Genomic DNA, 18,297 nt, shown 5'->3' on the forward strand with positions numbered 1-18,297 from the left:
TCAAACTATTCCGATGGCTTGAGAGCCGTCTGGCCTAGGAAGTCGCAAGTGACGGGAGTGACACGCGTGGAGGCTACCCTCGATCGAGCCGACGACCCGTGAGTACCGCCCTCGAGTACCGCCCGTGAGTACCGCCCGTGAGTGAAGAGAGCACCGCCGTGAGCCACCCCCTCCTCGACCTCCCCCCGCTGACCGCCGCACGCTTCGCCGCGATCGAGGACCGGGTGGCCCGGCTGCTCGACACCCGGCAGGACGTCGTGATCACCCAGGGCGAGGCGCTGCTGCCCCTGGAGGGCGCGATCCGCTCCACCACCGGACCGGGGACGACCGCGCTGAACGTCATCACCGGCCCCTACGGGCAGACCTTCGGGGACTGGCTGCGGGACTGCGGGGCGACGGTGATCGATCTGGCGGTGCCCTTCCACACCGCCGTCACGGCCGCGCAGATCCGGGAGGCCTTCGCCGCGCACCCCTCGATCGACTTCGTCTCCCTGGTCCACGCGGAGGCCGCGACCGGCAACACCAACCCGGTCGCGGAGATCGGCGAGGTCGTACGGGAGCGGGGCGCGCTGTTCTACCTGGACGCCGTCGCCTCCGTCGGCGCCGAACCGGTACTGCCGGACGCGTGGGGTGTGGACCTGTGCGTGATCGGGGCGCAGAAGGCGATGGGCGGCCCGGCGGGTGTGTCGGCGGTGTCGGTGAGCGCGCGGGCGTGGGCGCGGATGGCGGCCAACCCGGGGGCGCCGCGCCGCTCCTACCTCTCTCTCCTGGACTGGAAGGAGCGCTGGATCGACGGCGGCCGCAAGGCCCTGCCGCACGCTCCGGCGCAGTTGGAGATGCTCGCTCTTGAGGCGTGCGTCGAGCGGATCGAGGCGGTGGGGCTCCCGACGGTCATGGCCCGCCACGCGTCCGCCGCGGCGGCGACCCGGGCGGGAGCGCTCGCGCTGGGCGGGGGTCTTGAGCCTTACGTCCACCAGGCGCGGGACGCGGCCCCGGTCGCCACGACGCTGCGGACGCCGGCCGGCGTGATCGCGTCGGAGGTGGTCGCGTCGGCGTTGGCGAAGGACCCGTCGGTGCCGTTGGCCGCGGGCGGCGGCGCGCTGGCCGAGGAGATGATCCGGGTCAACCACTACGGGGCGGACGCGACGCCGGAGGCCGTGCGGGCGAGTCTTGCGGCGCTCGGGGCGGCGCTGCGGGAACGGGGACTCGACGTGAACCTCGACGGGGTTACCGGAGTCTAATTCCAGGGGAATTCTCGAATTCACTTCCCGAATTCCCCGGCACAGCTTCCCATTTTCTCCTGCCCGCTTTCTTTCGAGCTAAACGCAAAGATTTCACGGGGATTACGCGGGGGTTGTACGGTTGTGACGCGTTACACATGGCGTTCACTTTGGGGCTTTTGTGGCGGGCAAATCGGCATCTTTCGACCATGTTCCGCAGGGCCGTTCACGCTCGCGCGGTAACACACGAGCCGGCCGTCCGTAACCCCGTACGGCGATGCAATTTCAAATTTCCCTCGGTAAATTCCATTCCCATGACTGCGGGACAAGCGGAACTGCAAGCCGAACTGCGAATAGACCGTCCGTCGGTGACGGACGGCGCCGCGCTGTGGCGGATCGCGAAGGACTCGAAGGCGCTCGACCTGAACTCGTCGTACAGCTATCTGCTGTGGTGCCGGGACTTCGCCGCGACCTCCGCCGTGGCGCGCGACGGCCGGGGCGAGCCGGTCGGCTTCGTCACCGGATACCTGCGGCCGGACCGCCCCGGCACCCTGCTGGTCTGGCAGGTGGCGGTGGACGGGGCCCACCGCGGGCGCGGTCTGGCCGGCGCGCTGCTCGACGGGCTGGTCGCACGGATCGGCGCCGAGCGGCGGATCACCACCGTGGAGACCACCATCACGCCCGGCAACACCGCCTCCGAGCGCCTGTTCGCCTCCTTCGCCGAGCGGCACGGCGCCCAGGTGGAGCACGAGGTGCTGTTCGAGACGGGGCTCTTCCCCGACGGACCGCACGACTCCGAGGTGCTCCACCGCATCGGACCGCTGTCCTTCTGACGAACTCCCGAGCCCCGAAGCCTCTGCCGACCCCCCACTCCCCACGCACTTCTCCCCCACGCACTCTCCCCCACGCACCGAGGAGCGATCCGTCGTGACCATCACCCAGCCCGACCTCAGCGTCTTCGAGACCCTCGAGTCCGAGGTGCGCAGCTACTGCCGCGGCTGGCCCACCGTCTTCGACCGCGCGCAGGGCAGCCGTATGTACGACGAGGACGGCCACGAGTACCTGGACTTCTTCGCCGGCGCCGGCTCACTCAACTACGGACACAACAACCCCGTCCTGAAACGGGCGTTGATCGACTATCTGGAGCGCGACGGCGTCACGCACGGGCTCGACATGTCGACCACCGCCAAACGCGCCTTCCTCCAGACCTTCCAGGATCTGGTGCTCCGCCCGCGCGATCTGCCGTACAAGGTGATGTTCCCGGGCCCGACCGGCACCAACGCCGTCGAGTCCGCGCTGAAGCTGGCGCGGAAGGTGAAGGGCCGCGAGGCCATCGTGTCGTTCACCAACGCCTTCCACGGGATGTCGCTGGGCTCGCTCGCCGTGACCGGCAACGCCTTCAAGCGGGCCGGTGCCGGGATACCGCTGGTGCACGGCACGCCGATGCCCTTCGACAACTACTTCGAGGGCACGGTCCCGGACTTCCTGTGGTTCGAGCGGCTCCTGGAGGACCACGGCTCCGGCCTCAACAAGCCCGCGGCCGTGATCGTCGAGACCGTGCAGGGCGAGGGCGGCATCAACGTGGCGCGGCCCGAATGGCTGCGCGCGCTCGCCGAGTTGTGCGAGCGGCAGGACATGCTGCTGATCGTCGACGACATCCAGATGGGCTGCGGACGTACCGGCGCGTTCTTCTCGTTCGAGGAAGCCGGCATCACGCCCGACATCGTCACCGTGTCCAAGTCGATCAGCGGCTACGGACTGCCCATGTCGCTGTGCCTGTTCAAGCCCGAGCTGGACATCTGGGAGCCGGGCGAGCACAACGGCACCTTCCGCGGCAACAACCCGGCGTTCGTCACGGCCACCGCCACTCTGGAGGCGTACTGGGCGGACGGGTCCGCGATGGAGAAGCAGACCCGGGCGCGGGGCGAGCAGGTCGAGCAGGCCTTCGCCGCCATCGCCGAGGAGAACCGCGCGGCCGTCAAGGAGTACCGCGGCCGTGGGCTCGTGTGGGGGATGGAGTTCGCGGAGCCGGCGCGGGCCGAGCGGATCGCGCGGCGCGCCTTCGAACTCAGGCTGCTCATCGAGACGTCGGGCCCGCAGAGCGAGGTCGTGAAACTGCTCCCGGCGCTGACCATCACGCCCGAGGAGATGGACGAGGGCCTCACGGTCCTGGCGCGGGCCGTCCGCGAGACCGCCTGACGGCACCTGTTCCGGATCAGCTTTCCGCAGCACCTTTCCGTACCAGCTTTCCGCCAGCACCTTTCCGCAGCACCTTTCCGTACGACCTAGGAGGGATCGCACCACCGTGATCGTCCGTTCGTTCAAGGACATCGAAGGCACCGACCGCCATGTACGGGCCGCGTCCGGCACCTGGGAGAGCAAACGCATCGTCCTCGCCAAGGAGCGGGTCGGCTTCTCCGTGCACGAGACGATCCTGTACGCGGGTACGCAGACGGACATGTGGTACGCGAACCACATCGAGGCCGTCGTCTGTGTGCAGGGCGACGCCGAACTGACCGACCGCGAGACCGGGACGACGTACCACATCACGCCCGGCACGATGTATCTCCTGAACGGGCACGAGCGGCACACGCTGCGGGTCAAGGAGGACTTCCGCTGCATCTGCGTGTTCAACCCGCCCGTGACCGGCCGGGAGGACCACGACGAGAACGGCGTCTACCCGCTGCTCACCGAACCCGAGCCGGAGTCCGAACACGAGGAGGTGTGACATCACCATGACCACCGTCACCGATCTCTACCCCAGCCGCGGCACCACCGAGGTGTCGATCCCGCGCCGGGACCCCGTCGTGTGGGGCCCCCTCGACACGCCGGGACCGATAGCGCCGGACGGGCTGCGCTCGTTCGAGAACGACGGCTTCCTCGCCGTCGACCAGCTCATCGACGAGGACGAAGTGGCCGTATACCACAAGGAGTTGGAGCGGCTGCTGGCCGATCCGGCGATCCGGGCCGACGAACGCTCCATCATCGAGCCGAAGTCCAAGGAGATCCGCTCCGTCTTCGAGGTGCACCGGATCAGCGAGGTGTTCGCGAACCTGGTGCGCGACGAGCGGGTCGTCGGCCGGGCCCGGCAGATCCTCGGCTCGGACGTGTACGTGCACCAGTCGCGGATCAACGTCAAGCCGGGCTTCGGGGCCGGCGGCTTCTACTGGCACTCGGACTTCGAGACCTGGCACGCCGAGGACGGCCTGCCCAACATGCGGACGGTGTCCGTCTCGATCGCGCTGACCGAGAACCACGACACCAACGGCGGGCTCATGATCATGCCGGGCTCGCACCGCACGTACCTCGGGTGCGCGGGCGCCACGCCCTCGGACAACTACAAGAAGTCGCTGCAGATGCAGGACGCGGGCACGCCGTCGGACGAGGCGCTGACCGAGCTGGCCGGCGAGTACGGCATCAAGTTGTTCACGGGCAAGGCCGGTTCGGCGACCTGGTTCGACTGCAACTGCATGCACGGCTCCGGCGACAACATCACGCCGTTCCCGCGCAGCAACGTGTTCATCGTGTTCAACAGTGTGGAGAACGAGGCCGTGGAGCCGTTCGCCGCGCCGGTCCGGCGCCCGGAGTTCATCGGGGCACGGGACTTCACGCCGGTGAAGTAGCCGGTTGGCGCAGCCGATGAAGTAGCAGGTGAAGCAGCCGACCGGAGAGCAACGGGCGGGGTCACGGTCAGGCGTCACAGCCAGGCCAGTGACGCCGCCCGCTCCAGTACGTCGCCGACCGCGCGCGGGTCGCCCGAGGTGGTGTGCGGCACCTCGTCGGGGGCGTACCGACCGCCGACCAGGAGGCAGAAGTGGACCGGTTCCAGGGTGAGTTCGGCCCGTACCGGTTCGTCCTCGGAGCCCAGCACCCACCGCTCGCCGCCGGCGATCGCGAACAGCACCGGCGGTGCCGTGGGTCCGAGCGCGAGGCCCAGGACGCGGACCGCGAGCCGGACCAGCCGGTCCAGGTGGACGGCGGGGGGCGGCGGTACGGACAGGCCGAGGGCGCGGCCGATGTCGTCGGTGTGGATCCACGTCTCGAAGGCGCGCACCACGAAGTGGTCGGCGACGGGCAGTCGTACACCCATCAACACCGTTGCCCGGCCTGCCGGTTCGGGGTCGCGGGCCTCGGGAGCGGCGAGCAGCGCGGCGGCCTGCGCGGCCCAGTCGGCGACCGTCTCCTCGGGCGTACGGCCGTGTTCGCGCACGATGACGTCGGCGCTGCGCCGGTTCCAGGCGTCCTCCCAGGCCACGCCTTCCTCGTCCGCCTCGGCCCGCGAGGACGGCACCCGGGCCGCGATGCCCAGCCGCCCGGCCAGCGGCTCGTCGGCGGCCAGCAGATGCGCGACGGTCGCGTGCACGTCCCAGTCGTGCACGACCGGCGTCCCCCACCGTCCGTCCGCCTCCACCAGCAGCGCCTTGAGCCCGGCGACGGCGGCCGCGTAGGGCGCCGCGTGGGCGGCGACCGGGGGTGCGGCCGGGCGCAGGCGGCGGGCGAAGGCGAGGATGTCGGAGGCGCCGGTGGCCGAGCCGGGCGCGGCCGGCGCGCTCGGCAGCCCGCTCGCCGCCGGTCCGTTCTCCGCAGGTCCGTTCTCCGCAGGTCCGTTCTCCGCCGGTCCGTTCGACGGCGGCCCGTCCAGCAGCCGTACGGTCTCCCGCAGCCGCCGTGCCTGGGCCGCGCAGCTCGCGCACTCGGCGAGATGGGGCGCAACCAGGCGTTTCTCGGCCGGTGACAGGGCGTCGAAGGCCCAGGCGGCCAGCAGCTCGCGCACGCCGTCGTGGTCGTCGGTCACCGTGCCCCGCCCTTCCCTGTCGAACGCGATGTCCTGCGCTCTTCGCTCCCGCGCGCTTCGGTCCCGCACTCTTCCGCCATCATGCGCCCCTTTCGAGCGCGGGGTCCGGTGGGTCGGCCAAAGACTCGGCCAAGGTGCGTAAAGCCGTGCGCAGCCGGGTCTTGGCGGTGCCCTCGGGGATGCCGAGTTCGACGGCGGCCTGCCGGTAGGTGCGGCCCGCGAAATAGGCGAGGTGCACCACCTCCCGTTGGGACCGCGGGAGTTCGGCGAGGGCGCAGTGCAACAGGAGAGAGCGCTCGCGGTCGACGACCGCCTCGTCGGGGCCGGGTGCCGCGTCCGGGATGGCGTGCAGGGCCGAGTCGTCGGCGCGGGCGTCCTTGCGGTGCCGTGCCTCGCTGCGCACCCAGTCCACGGCCCGGCGGTGGGCCAGCATGGACAGCCAGGAGCGCAGACTGCCACGGCGCGCGTCGAAGGCGTACGGCCTGCTCCACAGCTGGGCGAAGACCTCCTGCGCCACGTCCTCCGCGGCGGCCGGGCTGCGGGTGACCCGCGCCGCGACGCGCCGCACCAGCGAGCCGTACGCCGTGTACGCCTCGGTCAGCGCGGACTCGTCCCCGTAGACCAGGCGCCTGTGCAGCTCCGCGTCGACGGCGGGTTGCCTGGACGTATCGCCCGTGGACTCCACCGGCACCACCACCCCTGGTGCCCTTCCTAGCGTCCGCGCGGGCGGCGCGCCAGTGGTTCAGGAGGACAGGACGTCCAGCAGCCGGTCGACGTCGGTGGAGGTGTTGTACAGGTGGAAGGCGGCACGCAGGTTGCCCGCGCGGTTGGAGACCTCGATCCCGGCGGCACTCAACTCGCCCTGGCGGACGCCGAGTCCGGGTACGGAGACGATGGGGGAGCCGGGTGCGGGGACGGGCTCGTGGCCGAGCGTGGCCAGGCCCGCGCGGAAGCGGTCGGCAAGCGCGAGGTCGTGGGCGCGTACGGCGTCCACCCCTATGTCCTCCAGGAGCCCGAGGGAGTGGCGGGCGCCGGCGTAGGAGAAGAGGGCGGGGCTCTCGTCGAACCGCCGTGCGGAATGGGCGAGTTCCTCGACGGGGCCGTAGCAGGAGTCCCAGGGGTGCTCGCCCGCCACCCAGCCGGCGAACAGCGGCGGCAGTGCGCCGAGGTCCTCCGGGACGACCAGGAAGGCCACGCCCCGCGGGCAGAGAAGCCACTTGAAGGCGACGCAGGCGCTGTAGTCGTAGGCGTTCGCGTCGAAGTCCAGCCAACCGGCCGCCTGGGACGCGTCGATGTACGTGCGCGCCCCGTGCTCGCGGGCCGCCGCCCGGATCGCGGGCAGGTCGGCGATCCGGCCGTCGGCGGACTGCGCGGCGCTGACCGCGACGAGCGCGGTGCCGGGTCGAATCGACTCGGCGAGCCGCTCCAACGGCACGGCACGCACCTTGAGTTCGGAGCGGACGTGGAAGGGGTTGACCGTGGAGCTGAAGTCGCCCTCGGCGGTGAGGACTTCGGCACCCGCGGGCAGCGAGGCGGCGACCAGGCCGCTGTAGACGGCGACCGAGGCCCCGGCCGCCACCCGGCGCCCGGGCACCCCGACCAGCCGCGCGAAGGAGGCCCGGCTCGCCTCGACGTCCCCGAACATGTCGGTCGGCGCCCCGGCGGCCGCCGCCTCCACGGCGACCCGCATGGCGGCCACCGTGCGGGCCGGCATCAGCCCGCTGCTCGCGCTGTTGAGATAGGTGTTCCTCGGGGCGAACTCGTCCCGGACGAGGCTCGCGAAGTCGGCAGTGGTCCCGGCGGTCTGCGTGCTCTCCGTGGTCTCCATGGCATCCACTGTGGGCCCGCCGGAACTCGTAGTCCATTGCCGATTCTTACGGGGTACCGCTAAGGAACGCTTATACGTCCGCTCCGAGCTGCGGCTTTCACGGCCGGGGCGGCACCGCGCACCCGTCCGGACCGCACGCGTCGGCGTCGCCTCCCGCGTTTCCCTGGTCGATCAGCGTCAGCGGCGACCGCTCGCCCCACGCTTGGCTCAGCGCCTGTGCGAAGACCTCGGCGGGCTGGGCGCCGGAGACGCCGTACTTGCGGTCGAGGACGAAGAACGGCACGCCGTTCGCGCCGAGTTCGGCGGCCTCGCGCTCGTCGGCGCGGACGTCGTCGGCGTAGGCGGTCGGGTCGGCGAGCACCTTGCGGGCATCCTCGGCTTCGAGGCCCGCCCCCACGGCGAGTTCGACGAGCCGCTCGTCGCCCTCGGCGAAGACGGAGCGCTCCTCGGCGAAGTTGGCCTGGTAGAAGGCCTGGATCAGCTCGTCCTGGCGGCCCTGCTCCTTGGCGAGGTGCAGCAGACGGTGCATGTCGAAGGTGTTGCCGTGGTCGCGGTCCTCGGTGCGGTACTCCAGGCCCTCGGCGGCGGCCTGCGCGCCCAGGTTCTCCTCGCCGGCCTGGGCCTGTGCCTGGCTCATGCCGTACTTCTTGGTGAGCATGCCGAGCACGGGCTGGACGTCGTTCTTGGCCCTGCCGGGGTCCAGCTCGAAGGAGCGGTGCACCACCTCGACCTGCTCGCGGTGCGGGAAGGCGGCGAGCGCCTTCTCGAAGCGGGCCTTGCCCACGTAGCACCAGGGACAGGCGATGTCCGACCAGATCTCGACGCGCATGCTCTCGGCTCTTTCCGGCTCGAAGGGGATACCTCGAAGGGATACGGAGGGACCCTCCGCCGGCCGCAAGAACGTTCAGCCGGCCGATTTCATTCCCCGGGTCCTCCCGCTCCCGGCACGTCGAAGCGCAGGTAGCGGTGGTGGTCGCCCTCGACCGGCGGGTTCTCCGGGTCCGGTGTCCAGCCCAGGCGGGCGTAGAAGGCCTGGGCGCGGTGGTTGTCGACGTGCACGTCGAGGACCGCGGTCCGTCTGCCGTCGGCCCGCCACTGCTCCACGCAGGCCGCGTGCAGGGACCTGCCGACACCGGAGCGCCAGTGGTCGGGGTCGACATGGAACTGGAACAGCTTGACTGTGTCGGCGGGGGCGCCCTGCGGGGTGCGGAAGGAGGCGAGCCCGACGATGCGCCCCCGCTCGACGAGGCACAGCACATGCCCCTCGGGCCGCTCGATGGCGCCCTGCCAGGCGGCGAGCCAGTCGGTGCCGTCGTCCGGGACCCCCTCGGGGTAGTACGTGGCCCGGGCGCGCGCGTGCAGGGCGGTGACGGTCGCGACCTCGGCGGGCAGGACCGTACGGATCACCCGGCCGGCCGCGGCTTGCTCTCTGATCATGCAACCGATGACGAGTCCGCGGCCGCTCCGGTTCCGAGGCGGCTGAACTGCGCCCGGTAGGCGCTCGGCGTCAGACCGGTCCTGCGCACCACGTGGGCGCGCAGCGAGTCGGCCGTGCCGAGGCCGCAGGCGCGGGCCACCTGGTCCATGGGCAGGGCGGTGGTCTCCAGCAACTCCCTTGCCCGCTCGACGCGTTGGTGCAGCAGCCACTGCAAGGGGCTCACCCCGCTCTCGGCGTGGAAGCGGCGGGTGAGGGTGCGCACGCTGACGCCCGCGTGCCGGGCGAGGTCGGTGAGGGTGAGCGGCCGGTCGAGGTGGCGCATGGCCCAGCCGCGGGTGTCGGCGCAGGCCTCGCCGCGCTCGGGCGGCAGCGGGGTGTGGGTGAACTGGGTCTGGCCGCCGGGCCGTACGGGCGCGACCAGGGCGAGACGGGCGACCTCGTTGGCGACGGCGGCGCCGTAGTCGGTGCGGATCATGTGCAGGCACAGGTCGATGCCGGCGGCGTAGCCGGAGGAGGTCAGGACCTGGCCGTCCTGGACGTAGAGGACGTCGCCGGTGAGGTCGACCTCCGGATAACGCCTGCGCAGTTCCTCGGCCTGGTTCCAGTAGGTCGTGGCCCGGCGGCCGTCCAGCAGGCCGGCCTCGGCCAGGGCGAACGCGCCGCTGCAGATGGAGGCGATGCGCTTGCCCGCGGCGGCGGCCTCGCGCAGGGCGGTCACCGTGCGCGGGTCGGGTGTGTACCGGTGACCCGTGCCGACGACGAGGACCATGTCCGCGTCCCGTACGACGTCGAGGCCCTGCCGTACGTGCAGTTCGAGGCCCCCCGTGGTGGGGACGGGTCCCGGTTGCGGGGCGCAGATGACCGTCTCGTAGCCCGGCTCCCCGTCGATCTCGACCCGGTCGAACAGCAGCTCCGGGATGGCCAGGTTGAACATCGAGACGGGGGTCGCGGCGACGACGGCGACCCGACGAGGACGGCTGAGCCGGGCCATGGCCAGAACCTCCGGATGTATGGCGTTCGGGCCACTACTCTACGTCGTCGCGGTTCCGCAGCATGGGAGCATGCCAACGACCGCGACCCCGCTGAAGCCCCACGCCGGTGGCCTTTCCCCCTCGTCCGCCGTGCTCACCCTCACCGCCGCCCTCCTCGGTTTCGCGCTCATCAGCCTCGACGCGTCCGTGGTGAACGTGGCGCTGCCGTCCATCGAGGACGCGTTCGGCGGCGGGATGTCGGGACTGCAGTGGGTGGTCGACGCGTACACACTGTCCTTCGCCGCGCTGATGCTCTCCACCGGTGCCTTCTCGGACCGGGCCGGGGCGAGTCGCGCGTACGCGATCGGCATCGCGGTCTTCACCCTCGCCTCGGCGGCCTGCGGCCTGGCCCCGAACCTGCCCGCGCTGATCGGCGCGCGCGTGGCGCAGGGTGTGGCGGCGGCCGTCGTCCTGCCGGCCTCGCTGTCCCTCGTACGACAGGCCTACACCGAACCGGCCAAGAGGGCGCGGGCGGTGGCGACTTGGGCCGCCGGGGGCGCGGTGGCGGTCGCCCTCGGCCCAGTGGCGGGCGGTGCGCTGACCACGATCTGGGACTGGCGGGGCGTCTTCTTCATCAACCTGCCGCTGGGCGCAGTGGCGCTGTTGCTGCTGCTCCGGGCGCCGCGCTCGGAACGCCGGCCCGCACCGCTGGACCTGCCGGGCCAACTGCTGGCGGTGATCACGCTCACGGCCGTGACCTTCGCGGTGATCGAGGGCGGGGTGACCGGGATCGTCGCCCTGCTCGTCGCGATCCTCGCGGGCGTGCTCTTCGTCCGGATCGAGCTGCGCCGGTCGCATCCGGTGGTGCCGTTCGGCCTGTTCCGCAGTCGTACGGTGTCCGTGGCGGTCGCGTCGGGTGTCGCGTGCAGTGTCGCCTTCTTCGGCCTGGTCTTCCTCTTCTCTCTCTTCTTCCAGCAGGTGCAGGGGCGTTCGGCGCTCTACGCCGGGCTGATGTTCCTGCCGATGACCGGTCTGATCGGGGTGACGAACCTCGTGTCGGGCAAGATGGCGGCCCGCCACGGCGCCCGACTGCCCATGCTGATCGGCCAGTCGCTCGCCGCGCTGGGCTCACTCGTTCTTCTCTGCGTCGACGAGAGCACGCCGCCGCTCCTGGTGGCCTGGCTCCTCGTCCCGATGGCCCTCGGCTGTGCCCTGACTGTCCCACCGCTGACCATCGCGATGATGGACGCGGTGCCGGCCGAACGGGCGGGACTCGCGGCCGGTGTGCTCAACTCGGCGCGGCAGGTGTCCGGGGGGCTGGGGATCGCCGTGTTCGGGGCGCTGGTCTCCGACGGGTTCACCGCGGGCCTGCGGGAGAGCCTGACGATCAGCGCGGCCCTCTTCACGGTGACGGCCTTCCTCAGCTTCCGTCGCGCAGGTCGATAGGCCAGCTGTCCCGGAACTCGATGTGGTCGTACGTCACGACACACCCCTCCCCCATCGGCGACTGCGTCATGAAGCCCACCAGCGCCGCGTCCGTCTCCTTCTCGCTGCCCAGCGTGAAGAGCCGGACGAAGGTCCACCGCTCTCCGTCACGGGAGGCGTGAAAAGCGAAGGCCCGTCCGGTCCGGCTGACCCGCAGCCACACCGAACTCCCTTCCACGGTGAAGGAGTTGGCGTCATCGGAGTGCCCCCGGGTGACCACCGTGCAGACGGTCGGCACATCCGGGGAGTACTCCAGGCAGAGCTTCGCCCAGGCCCGGTCACCGACATGGACGTAGAGCACCCCGGCATCGAAGGCCTTGGCGAACCCGACGGTGACACGGGCGATCAGCTGAAAGTCCCCGTCCGGCGCCCCCAGCAAGCGGGGCGCGTCGGCGGCGGGGTCCAGTCCCTCATCGGTGGGCGGTACGAATCGGTCCTGCCTGGGCCCGGCCCACCCGGTGAGGACACCGTCCTCGTAGGACCAGTTACCGGCGGGGCCATAGGTACGAAGCCCGAAGGGCAGTTCGGAAAGTTCCAAGTCCATCCGCTGAGTCTCTCAGGGGCGCGCCCTACCGCTCCAACCGCCCGTTGAACCGACGGGGCAGCCCCAACGCGTTCTCATCCCGAAGCTCGACCGGCAGCAGAGCCTCCGGCACACCCTGATAGGCAACCGGTCGCATCCACCGCTCGATCGCCGTACCGCCGACGGAGGTCGACGTGGACGTGGTCGCCGGGTAAGGCCCCCCATGATGCTGGGCCGGAGCCACGGCGACACCCGTGGGCCAGCCGTTCACCAGCACCCGCCCGGCGAGCGGAGTCAACTCGGCCAGGATCTCCGCACCCCGGCCTTCTCCGTCCGCTTCCTCCGAAGACACATGAACCGTCGCCGTCAGGTTTCCCGGCAGCCGGGAGAGCACCCCCCGCAGCTCACTCTCGTCCTCGTAGCGAGCCACCACCGTCACGGGTCCGAAGCACTCCTCAAGGAGCAGGTCGTACGCCCCCTCCGCCGCCAGCTTCTCCGCGGCCACCGTAAGGAACCCCGGGCTGACGGTGTGCTGACTCCCCGCCCCCGGAGTGACCGGCGACTCCACCTCGGGCAGTTCGGCCCGCTCGGCGACCCCGGCGATGAAGTTGTCCCGCATCCGGTGATCGAGGAGCACTCCGGCGTCCGTGTCGCTGACCGCGTCCGTCAGCGACTTCACCAGCCGGTCCCCCGCCGCCCCGGCCGGCGCGAACACGATCCCGGGCTTCACGCAGAACTGCCCGACACCCAGCGTCATCGAGCCCGCGAGACCCGTCCCGATCGCCTCGGCCCGCTCGGCCGCCGCCGCCTCGGTGATCACGACGGGGTTGAGCGACCCCAGCTCACCGTGGAACGGAATCGGCGTCGGACGCGCGGCGGCCGCGTCGAACAGCGCCCGCCCTCCGCGCACCGACCCGGTGAAACCGGCCGCGCTGACCAGCGGGTGCTTGACCAGCTCGACGCCCGCCTCGAACCCGTGCACCAGACCGACGACACCGGCCGGGATGCCGTGCGCGGTGGCCGCCCGGCGCAGCACCTTGGCGACCAGCTCGGACAGCGCCGGATGATCGGGATGCGCCTTGACGACGACCGGGCAGCCGGCGGCCAGCGCCGAGGCCGTGTCGCCGCCCGCGACCGAGAAGGCGAAGGGGAAGTTGGAGGCCGAGTAGACGGCGACGACGCCCAGCGGCACCTTGTACCGGCGCAGGTCCGGGATCGGCGGGGTCGCGGTGGCGTCGGGGTGGTTGATGATCACGTCGAGGAATGCGCCCTCGTCGACGATATCGGCGAACGCGCGCAACTGGTAGCAGGTGCGGGCGAGTTCGCCGGTGAGCCGGACCGGGCCGAGCGCGGTCTCCGCGTCGGCGGTCTCGACGAGACCGTCCTTGGCGGCTTCCAGCTGATCGGCGGCGGTGCGCAGGAAGGCCGAGCGGACCGCGCGGTCGGCGAGCGAGGCGCGCGCCTCGTGCGCGGCGCGTACCGTGGCGTCGACCTCCTGGGCTGTGGCCTCCACCGCAACCTGTTCGCGCTGCTTCCCGGTACGGGGGTCGACACTCCAGACTGGTGCTGCTGCCACCGCGGGTCCCTCCAGGTAAATCTGGCGACGTACTATCTGGGTCATTTCACCAGGGTCGTTCGATATGCTGAACGCTGTCTCTGATGATGAATATGCTGTTGGAGACTATTTCCCGTCCAACGAAGGGGTCAAGGGCGATGTCGGCAGGCGAGACAGGCGGCGGGGCGCAGGTCAAGTCCGCGGTGCGGACGGTTGAATTGCTGGAGTACTTCGCCGGTCGCCCCGGTATGCACTCGCTCGCGTCCGTGCAGGAGGCCGTCGGATATCCCAAGTCCAGCCTGTACATGCTGCTGCGCACCCTGGTCGAACTGGGCTGGGTGGAGACGGACGCGACGGGCACGCGGTACGGGATCGGCGTACGGGCGCTGCTGGTCGGCACGTCGTACATCGACGGCGACGAGGTGGTCGCGGCGGCGCGGCCGACGCTGGACCGGCTCTCGGACGACACGACCGAGACGATCCACCTGGCCCGTCTGGACGGCACGAACGTGGTCTATCTGGCCACCCGCCAGTCGCAGCACTATCTGCGCCCCTTCACCCGGGTCGGCCGCCGGCTGCCGGCGCACTCGACCTCGCTGGGCAAGGCGCTGCTGAGCACCTACAGCGACGAGCAGGTCCGCAAGATGCTGCCCGAGACGCTGCCGGCGCTGACCGAGCACACGATCACCGACCGCGAGAAGCTGATCGAGGAGCTCAACCAGATCCGGGAGCAGGGCTTCGCGGTGGACCGCGAGGAGAACACGCTGGGGCTGCGCTGCTTCGGTGTGGCGATCCCGTACCGCACCCCGGCCCGTGACGCGATCAGCTGCTCGGTGCCGGTGGCGCGGCTGACACCCGCGCACGAACAGATGGTGAAGGACGCGCTGTTCGACGCGCGCGACCGGCTGACGCTGGCGACCCGGAGGCTCTGAACCACATGGACGTCGTACTGCGCCCGGTCCACGACAGCGATCTGCCGGTCTTCTACCGGCAGTTGAACGACCCGGAGTCGCTGCGCATGGCCGCCTTCACCCCCGCGGACCCGGCTGACCGGGACTACTTCGACGCGCACTGGAAGCGGATCCGGGCCTCCTCCGCCATCCAGTGGGCGATCCTCGCCGACGGTGACGTGGTCGGCAGCGCGGGGCTGTACGGGGAGCCCGGCGAGCTTGAGGTCACCTACTGGGTGGACCGCGCCTACTGGGGGCAGGGGATCGCCACGGCCGCGCTGCGGGCGCTGCTCGCCGAGAGACCCGAACGCCCGCTGTACGCACGGGCGGCGGCGGACAACGCCGGGTCGCGGCGGGTCCTGGAGAAGTGCGGCTTCCGGGTCACGGCGCACACGAGCGGGTTCGCGAACGCGCGGGGCGAGGAGATCGACGAGGTCGTGCTGACGCTGGAGGGTTGAGGGCCGTTGCGGCGGTTCGAGGGGGACGGCCCGGCGGGCGGGGCGGTGGCCGCAACGGCAGTCGGATCGACGGCCGGGGTACGGGAGTTCGCCCGGCTGCTGCTCGGCCGGCGGGCCCGGCTCCGCTGGGTCCATCTGATCCTCGGCGGCGCGCTCGCCATGCCGTACGTCCTGCTCGGCGAGGCCTTCGTCGGTCCGATCACCGGCTCGCAGAACGTCTTCGGGGACTTCCGGCTCCAACTCCTGTCCTTCGCGGCCGGGTTGCCGCTGGCCGCCGCCACCTCGCTGTTCCCGCTGACCCGCCCGCTGGAGGCGAGCGCCGTCCGGTGGCTGTGCGGGGTCGACGCGGACCGGCTGGTCTACGGCCCCGCCCGCACCCGGGCCGCCAAGGGGCGGACGGCGGCCTGGTTCGCGCTGCATCTCGGGTTCGGCGGGATCGTCGCCGGGATGTCGCTGGCGGTGCCGCCGTTCGCCGTCGTCCTGATCGTGCTGCCGCTGTTCGCGTGGCTGCGCGACAGTCGGCTCGGACTGCCCGAAGTCCTCGACCACACCTGGGCGTTGGCGCTCTCGCCGGTCGCGGGCATCGCGTGCCTGCTCGCGCTCGCCGGGTGCGCGGCCGGTGCCGGGGCGCTGCTGGCGCGCTGGGCACCGGCGTTGCTCGGGCCGGCCCCGGAGGACCGGCTCGCGGCGGCCGAGGCCCGCGCCGCCGACCTCGCGGTACGCAACCGGCTCGCCCGCGAGCTGCACGACTCCGTGGGCCACGCGCTCAGCGCGGTCACCCTCCAGGCGAGCGCGGCCCGGCGCGTCCTGGACTCCGACCCGGAGTTCGTGCGCGAGGCGCTGGCCGCGATCGAGGACACCACGCGACGAACGGTGGGCGAACTGGACGCTGTCCTGGGCGTGTTGAGAGACGGCGACGCTCCTGGCACCGGTCCGGCCCCCACCCTCGCCGCCGACCTCGACGGCCTGCTGAGCCGCGTCCGCGCGGGTGGCCTCCGCCTGACGGCGACCGTGCCCGCCGACCCCGACGCCCTGCCGCCGGTGCTGTCCCGCGAGGCCTACCGGATCGTCCAGGAGGGTCTGAGCAACGCGGTCCGGCACGCCGGTGACGACGTGCGGGTGACGCTGTGCGTCGAACTCGCCGACGACCACCTGGAGATCAGCGTCGAGAACCCCCTCGCCGACCCTCCCGTGTCGACCGGCTCCCCGCGCCTCGGCGGGGGTCACGGGCTGCGCGGCATCGCGGACCGGGCCCGGCTGCTGGGCGGGACGGCACGGGCGGGGCCGGACGGCGCCGGGACCTGGCGTCTGCACGTACGCCTGCCGGTGAGGTTCCCGGCCTGAAACCGACCCACCCGCCCTGGAGGAGCCCGCATGCCCCACCCGCACCCCCCGATCCGGATCGTCCTCGCCGACGACGAGCGCATGGTCCGTACCGCCCTGCGCGCCATCCTCTCCGCCGAGCCCGACCTGGAGGTGGTCGGTGAGGCGGCGAGCGGGGACGCGGCGGTGTCCGTCGTGCGGGAGCTGCGGCCCGACGTCGTGCTGATGGACGTACGCATGCCCGGGATCGACGGCATCCGGGCCACCGAGGAGATCCTCGCCGCGCTCGACGAGCCGCCCCGGATCGTCGTCGTGACCACCTTCGAGAACGACTCCTACGTGTACGACGCGCTGCGCGCCGGAGCCGCCGGGTTCCTGCTGAAGCGGGCCGACGCCGACGCGCTCGTGCAGGCGGTACGGCTCGTCGCGCGCAGCGACAACCTGCTGTTCCCGTCGGCCCTGCGGACGCTGGCCGCCGAGCACGCGCGCGCGTACGTGACGCCGCCGGCGTGGGTGGCACGGCTCACCGGCCGGGAGAGCGAGGTGCTGCGGCACCTGGCGGAGGGGCTGACCAACGCGGAGATCGCCGGCCGGATGGCGGTCGGCCCGGCCACCGTGAAGTCGCACGTGGCGTCCGTACTGGCGAAGACCGGCACCAGGGACCGGACTCAGGCCGTGATCGCGGCGTACGAGGCGGGTTTTCTGCGCCCTTCCTGACAACGACGGCATGCCGGGGTCCAGAGGCTTCCGGTGCGCACCGCACCGGTCCTTCGGCCGGCATCCGCCACCTCTCCGCCGCCGCACATCAATCCACTTTGTCGCGACTGGCCCTGTCCTCGCCGGGCGGGCGTCAGTTGGGATGAACCCGCGTCCGCCACTGCCGCTCGAAAGGCCATGATGTCCATGCCGCGTACCCGCCCGTTCGTGCAGGTCGACGTGTTCCCCACGAGTCCCTACTCCGGCAACCCGGTCGCGGTCGTCCTGGACGGGGCGGACCTGAGCGATGAGCAGATGCAGCGCCTGGCGCGCTGGACGAACCTGTCCGAGACCACGTTCGTGCTGCCGCCCACCGTCCCGGAGGCGGACTACCGGCTGCGGATCTTCACTCCGGACGGGGAACTCCCGTTCGCCGGGCACCCCACCCTCGGCTCCGCGCGCGCCTGGCTGGAGAACGGCGGAGCACCGGAGCACGCCGACCACGTCGTGCAGGAGTGCGCCGCCGGTCTGGTCACCGTGCGTCGGGGTGAGGACACCTTGTCCTTCGCCGCCCCGCCACGCGTGCGTGAGGGCGCGCTCGACGACGATGACCTGGACCGGTTCGTGGCCGCGTTCGGGATCGAACGGGACCGGGTCGTGGCCCACCAGTGGGTCGACAACGGTCCCGGCTGGGCCGTTCTCCAGCTGCCCACGGCCGAGGAGGTCCTCGCCCTCGAACCCGACCTCTCCCTCATCCCCACCGCGATGGTCGGCGCGATCGGGGCCTACCCGGAAGGGTCCCGGCACCGCTTCGAGCTGCGTACCTTCGCCCCCGGCGTCGGCGTGCCCGAGGACCCCGCGTGCGGCAGCATGAACGCCGCCGTCGGCCAGTGGCTCACCTCGATCGGCGCCGCGCCCTCCTCCTACCGGGTCTCCCAGGGCACGCGGCTGGGACGGGCCGCGAGCATCGAGATCACCGCCGATGCGGACGGCACGGTCTGGGTCAGCGGCGCGGCCGTCGTCTGCGTCCGCGGCACGATCACGCTCTGACCGCC

General features: G+C 71.6%; 19 protein-coding genes. 11 read left to right on the forward strand and 8 right to left on the reverse strand.

All coding sequences use genetic code 11. From position 1 onward, the window contains the following. Nucleotides 1–137 precede the first annotated feature (137 nt). From ACIQI8_RS10060 to thpD, 5 genes are all read left to right on the forward strand, one after another. A complete protein-coding gene (locus ACIQI8_RS10060; RefSeq protein ID WP_402346920.1) occupies nt 138–1,241 on the forward strand; it encodes a pyridoxal-phosphate-dependent aminotransferase family protein in 1,104 nt (367 codons plus the stop codon). Between the two features lie 293 nt (nt 1,242–1,534). Continuing rightward, nucleotides 1,535–2,053, forward strand: coding sequence for a diaminobutyrate acetyltransferase (gene ectA, locus ACIQI8_RS10065; RefSeq protein ID WP_402346922.1), 519 nt, complete (start codon nt 1,535–1,537; stop codon nt 2,051–2,053). 94 nt (nt 2,054–2,147) lie between these two features. Beyond that, the gene (gene ectB, locus ACIQI8_RS10070; RefSeq protein WP_402346924.1) at nt 2,148–3,419 is read left to right on the forward strand and encodes a diaminobutyrate--2-oxoglutarate transaminase; all 1,272 of its coding nucleotides are present in this window, start codon (nt 2,148–2,150) and stop codon (nt 3,417–3,419) included. A gap of 106 nt (nt 3,420–3,525) precedes the next feature. Continuing rightward, nucleotides 3,526–3,948: an ectoine synthase gene (locus tag ACIQI8_RS10075; protein WP_402346926.1), complete on the forward strand. Its 423-nt coding sequence runs from the start codon at nt 3,526–3,528 to the stop codon at nt 3,946–3,948. A 7-nt stretch (nt 3,949–3,955) separates the two neighbouring features. Then, complete coding sequence (gene thpD / locus ACIQI8_RS10080) at nt 3,956–4,843, forward strand: ectoine hydroxylase (protein ID WP_402346928.1); 888 nt, start codon at nt 3,956–3,958, stop codon at nt 4,841–4,843. Between the two features lie 74 nt (nt 4,844–4,917). Here thpD and ACIQI8_RS10085 read toward each other — a convergent pair whose 3' ends face one another. The 6 genes from ACIQI8_RS10085 to ACIQI8_RS10110 all read right to left on the reverse strand — a co-directional run bounded on the left by ACIQI8_RS10085 (nt 4,918) and on the right by ACIQI8_RS10110 (nt 10,272). Next, nucleotides 4,918–6,015 (reverse strand): maleylpyruvate isomerase family mycothiol-dependent enzyme, encoded by a 1,098-nt coding sequence (locus ACIQI8_RS10085; protein WP_402346930.1) that lies wholly within the window; start codon nt 6,013–6,015, stop codon nt 4,918–4,920. Nucleotides 6,016–6,094: 79 nt separating this feature from the next. After that, nucleotides 6,095–6,712: an RNA polymerase sigma factor gene (locus ACIQI8_RS10090; protein ID WP_402346932.1), complete on the reverse strand. Its 618-nt coding sequence runs from the start codon at nt 6,710–6,712 to the stop codon at nt 6,095–6,097. A gap of 45 nt (nt 6,713–6,757) precedes the next feature. After that, a complete protein-coding gene (locus ACIQI8_RS10095; protein WP_402346933.1) occupies nt 6,758–7,843 on the reverse strand; it encodes an aminotransferase class V-fold PLP-dependent enzyme in 1,086 nt (361 codons plus the stop codon). Between the two features lie 97 nt (nt 7,844–7,940). Next, nucleotides 7,941–8,672 carry a DsbA family oxidoreductase gene (locus ACIQI8_RS10100; protein WP_402346935.1) on the reverse strand — a complete coding sequence of 244 codons (732 nt, stop codon included), beginning with the start codon at nt 8,670–8,672 and terminating at the stop codon, nt 7,941–7,943. A gap of 89 nt (nt 8,673–8,761) precedes the next feature. Beyond that, nucleotides 8,762–9,280: a GNAT family N-acetyltransferase gene (locus ACIQI8_RS10105; protein WP_402346937.1), complete on the reverse strand. Its 519-nt coding sequence runs from the start codon at nt 9,278–9,280 to the stop codon at nt 8,762–8,764. Beyond that, on the reverse strand, nt 9,277–10,272 hold the full coding sequence (locus ACIQI8_RS10110) for a GlxA family transcriptional regulator (RefSeq protein WP_402346939.1): 996 nt from the start codon (nt 10,270–10,272) through the stop codon (nt 9,277–9,279). The genes ACIQI8_RS10105 and ACIQI8_RS10110 overlap by 4 nt, the downstream gene beginning before the upstream one ends. A 70-nt stretch (nt 10,273–10,342) precedes the next feature. On the opposite strand from ACIQI8_RS10110, the gene ACIQI8_RS10115 reads away from it, so the two are divergent. Beyond that, a complete protein-coding gene (locus ACIQI8_RS10115) occupies nt 10,343–11,698 on the forward strand; it encodes an MFS transporter (RefSeq protein WP_402346941.1) in 1,356 nt (451 codons plus the stop codon). Here ACIQI8_RS10115 and ACIQI8_RS10120 read toward each other — a convergent pair. Next, complete coding sequence (locus tag ACIQI8_RS10120) at nt 11,673–12,281, reverse strand: DUF1349 domain-containing protein (protein ID WP_402346943.1); 609 nt, start codon at nt 12,279–12,281, stop codon at nt 11,673–11,675. The two genes, ACIQI8_RS10115 and ACIQI8_RS10120, sit on opposite strands and share 26 nt — an antisense overlap. A gap of 25 nt (nt 12,282–12,306) precedes the next feature. Further along, nucleotides 12,307–13,836, reverse strand: a complete 1,530-nt coding sequence (locus ACIQI8_RS10125; protein WP_402346945.1) for an aldehyde dehydrogenase (NADP(+)) — start codon at nt 13,834–13,836, stop codon at nt 12,307–12,309. Between the two features lie 137 nt (nt 13,837–13,973). On the opposite strand from ACIQI8_RS10125, the gene ACIQI8_RS10130 reads away from it, so the two are divergent. The 5 genes from ACIQI8_RS10130 to ACIQI8_RS10150 all read left to right on the forward strand — a co-directional run bounded on the left by ACIQI8_RS10130 (nt 13,974) and on the right by ACIQI8_RS10150 (nt 18,292). After that, a complete protein-coding gene (locus ACIQI8_RS10130; protein WP_124002368.1) occupies nt 13,974–14,747 on the forward strand; it encodes an IclR family transcriptional regulator in 774 nt (257 codons plus the stop codon). A 5-nt stretch (nt 14,748–14,752) separates the two neighbouring features. Next, nucleotides 14,753–15,223: a GNAT family N-acetyltransferase gene (locus ACIQI8_RS10135; RefSeq protein ID WP_402346947.1), complete on the forward strand. Its 471-nt coding sequence runs from the start codon at nt 14,753–14,755 to the stop codon at nt 15,221–15,223. A 45-nt stretch (nt 15,224–15,268) separates the two neighbouring features. Beyond that, nucleotides 15,269–16,567, forward strand: coding sequence for a sensor histidine kinase (locus ACIQI8_RS10140; RefSeq protein WP_402346949.1), 1,299 nt, complete (start codon nt 15,269–15,271; stop codon nt 16,565–16,567). 30 nt (nt 16,568–16,597) lie between these two features. Beyond that, complete coding sequence (locus tag ACIQI8_RS10145; RefSeq protein ID WP_402346951.1) at nt 16,598–17,263, forward strand: response regulator; 666 nt, start codon at nt 16,598–16,600, stop codon at nt 17,261–17,263. Nucleotides 17,264–17,449: 186 nt separating this feature from the next. Beyond that, entirely contained in the window at nt 17,450–18,292 is an 843-nt protein-coding gene (locus ACIQI8_RS10150) for a PhzF family phenazine biosynthesis protein (protein WP_402346953.1), read from the forward strand. The last annotated feature ends 5 nt before the right edge of the window (nt 18,293–18,297 follow it).

This window comes from Streptomyces sp. NPDC092369 (assembly GCF_044755245.1).
Lineage (GTDB): Bacteria > Actinomycetota > Actinomycetes > Streptomycetales > Streptomycetaceae > Streptomyces.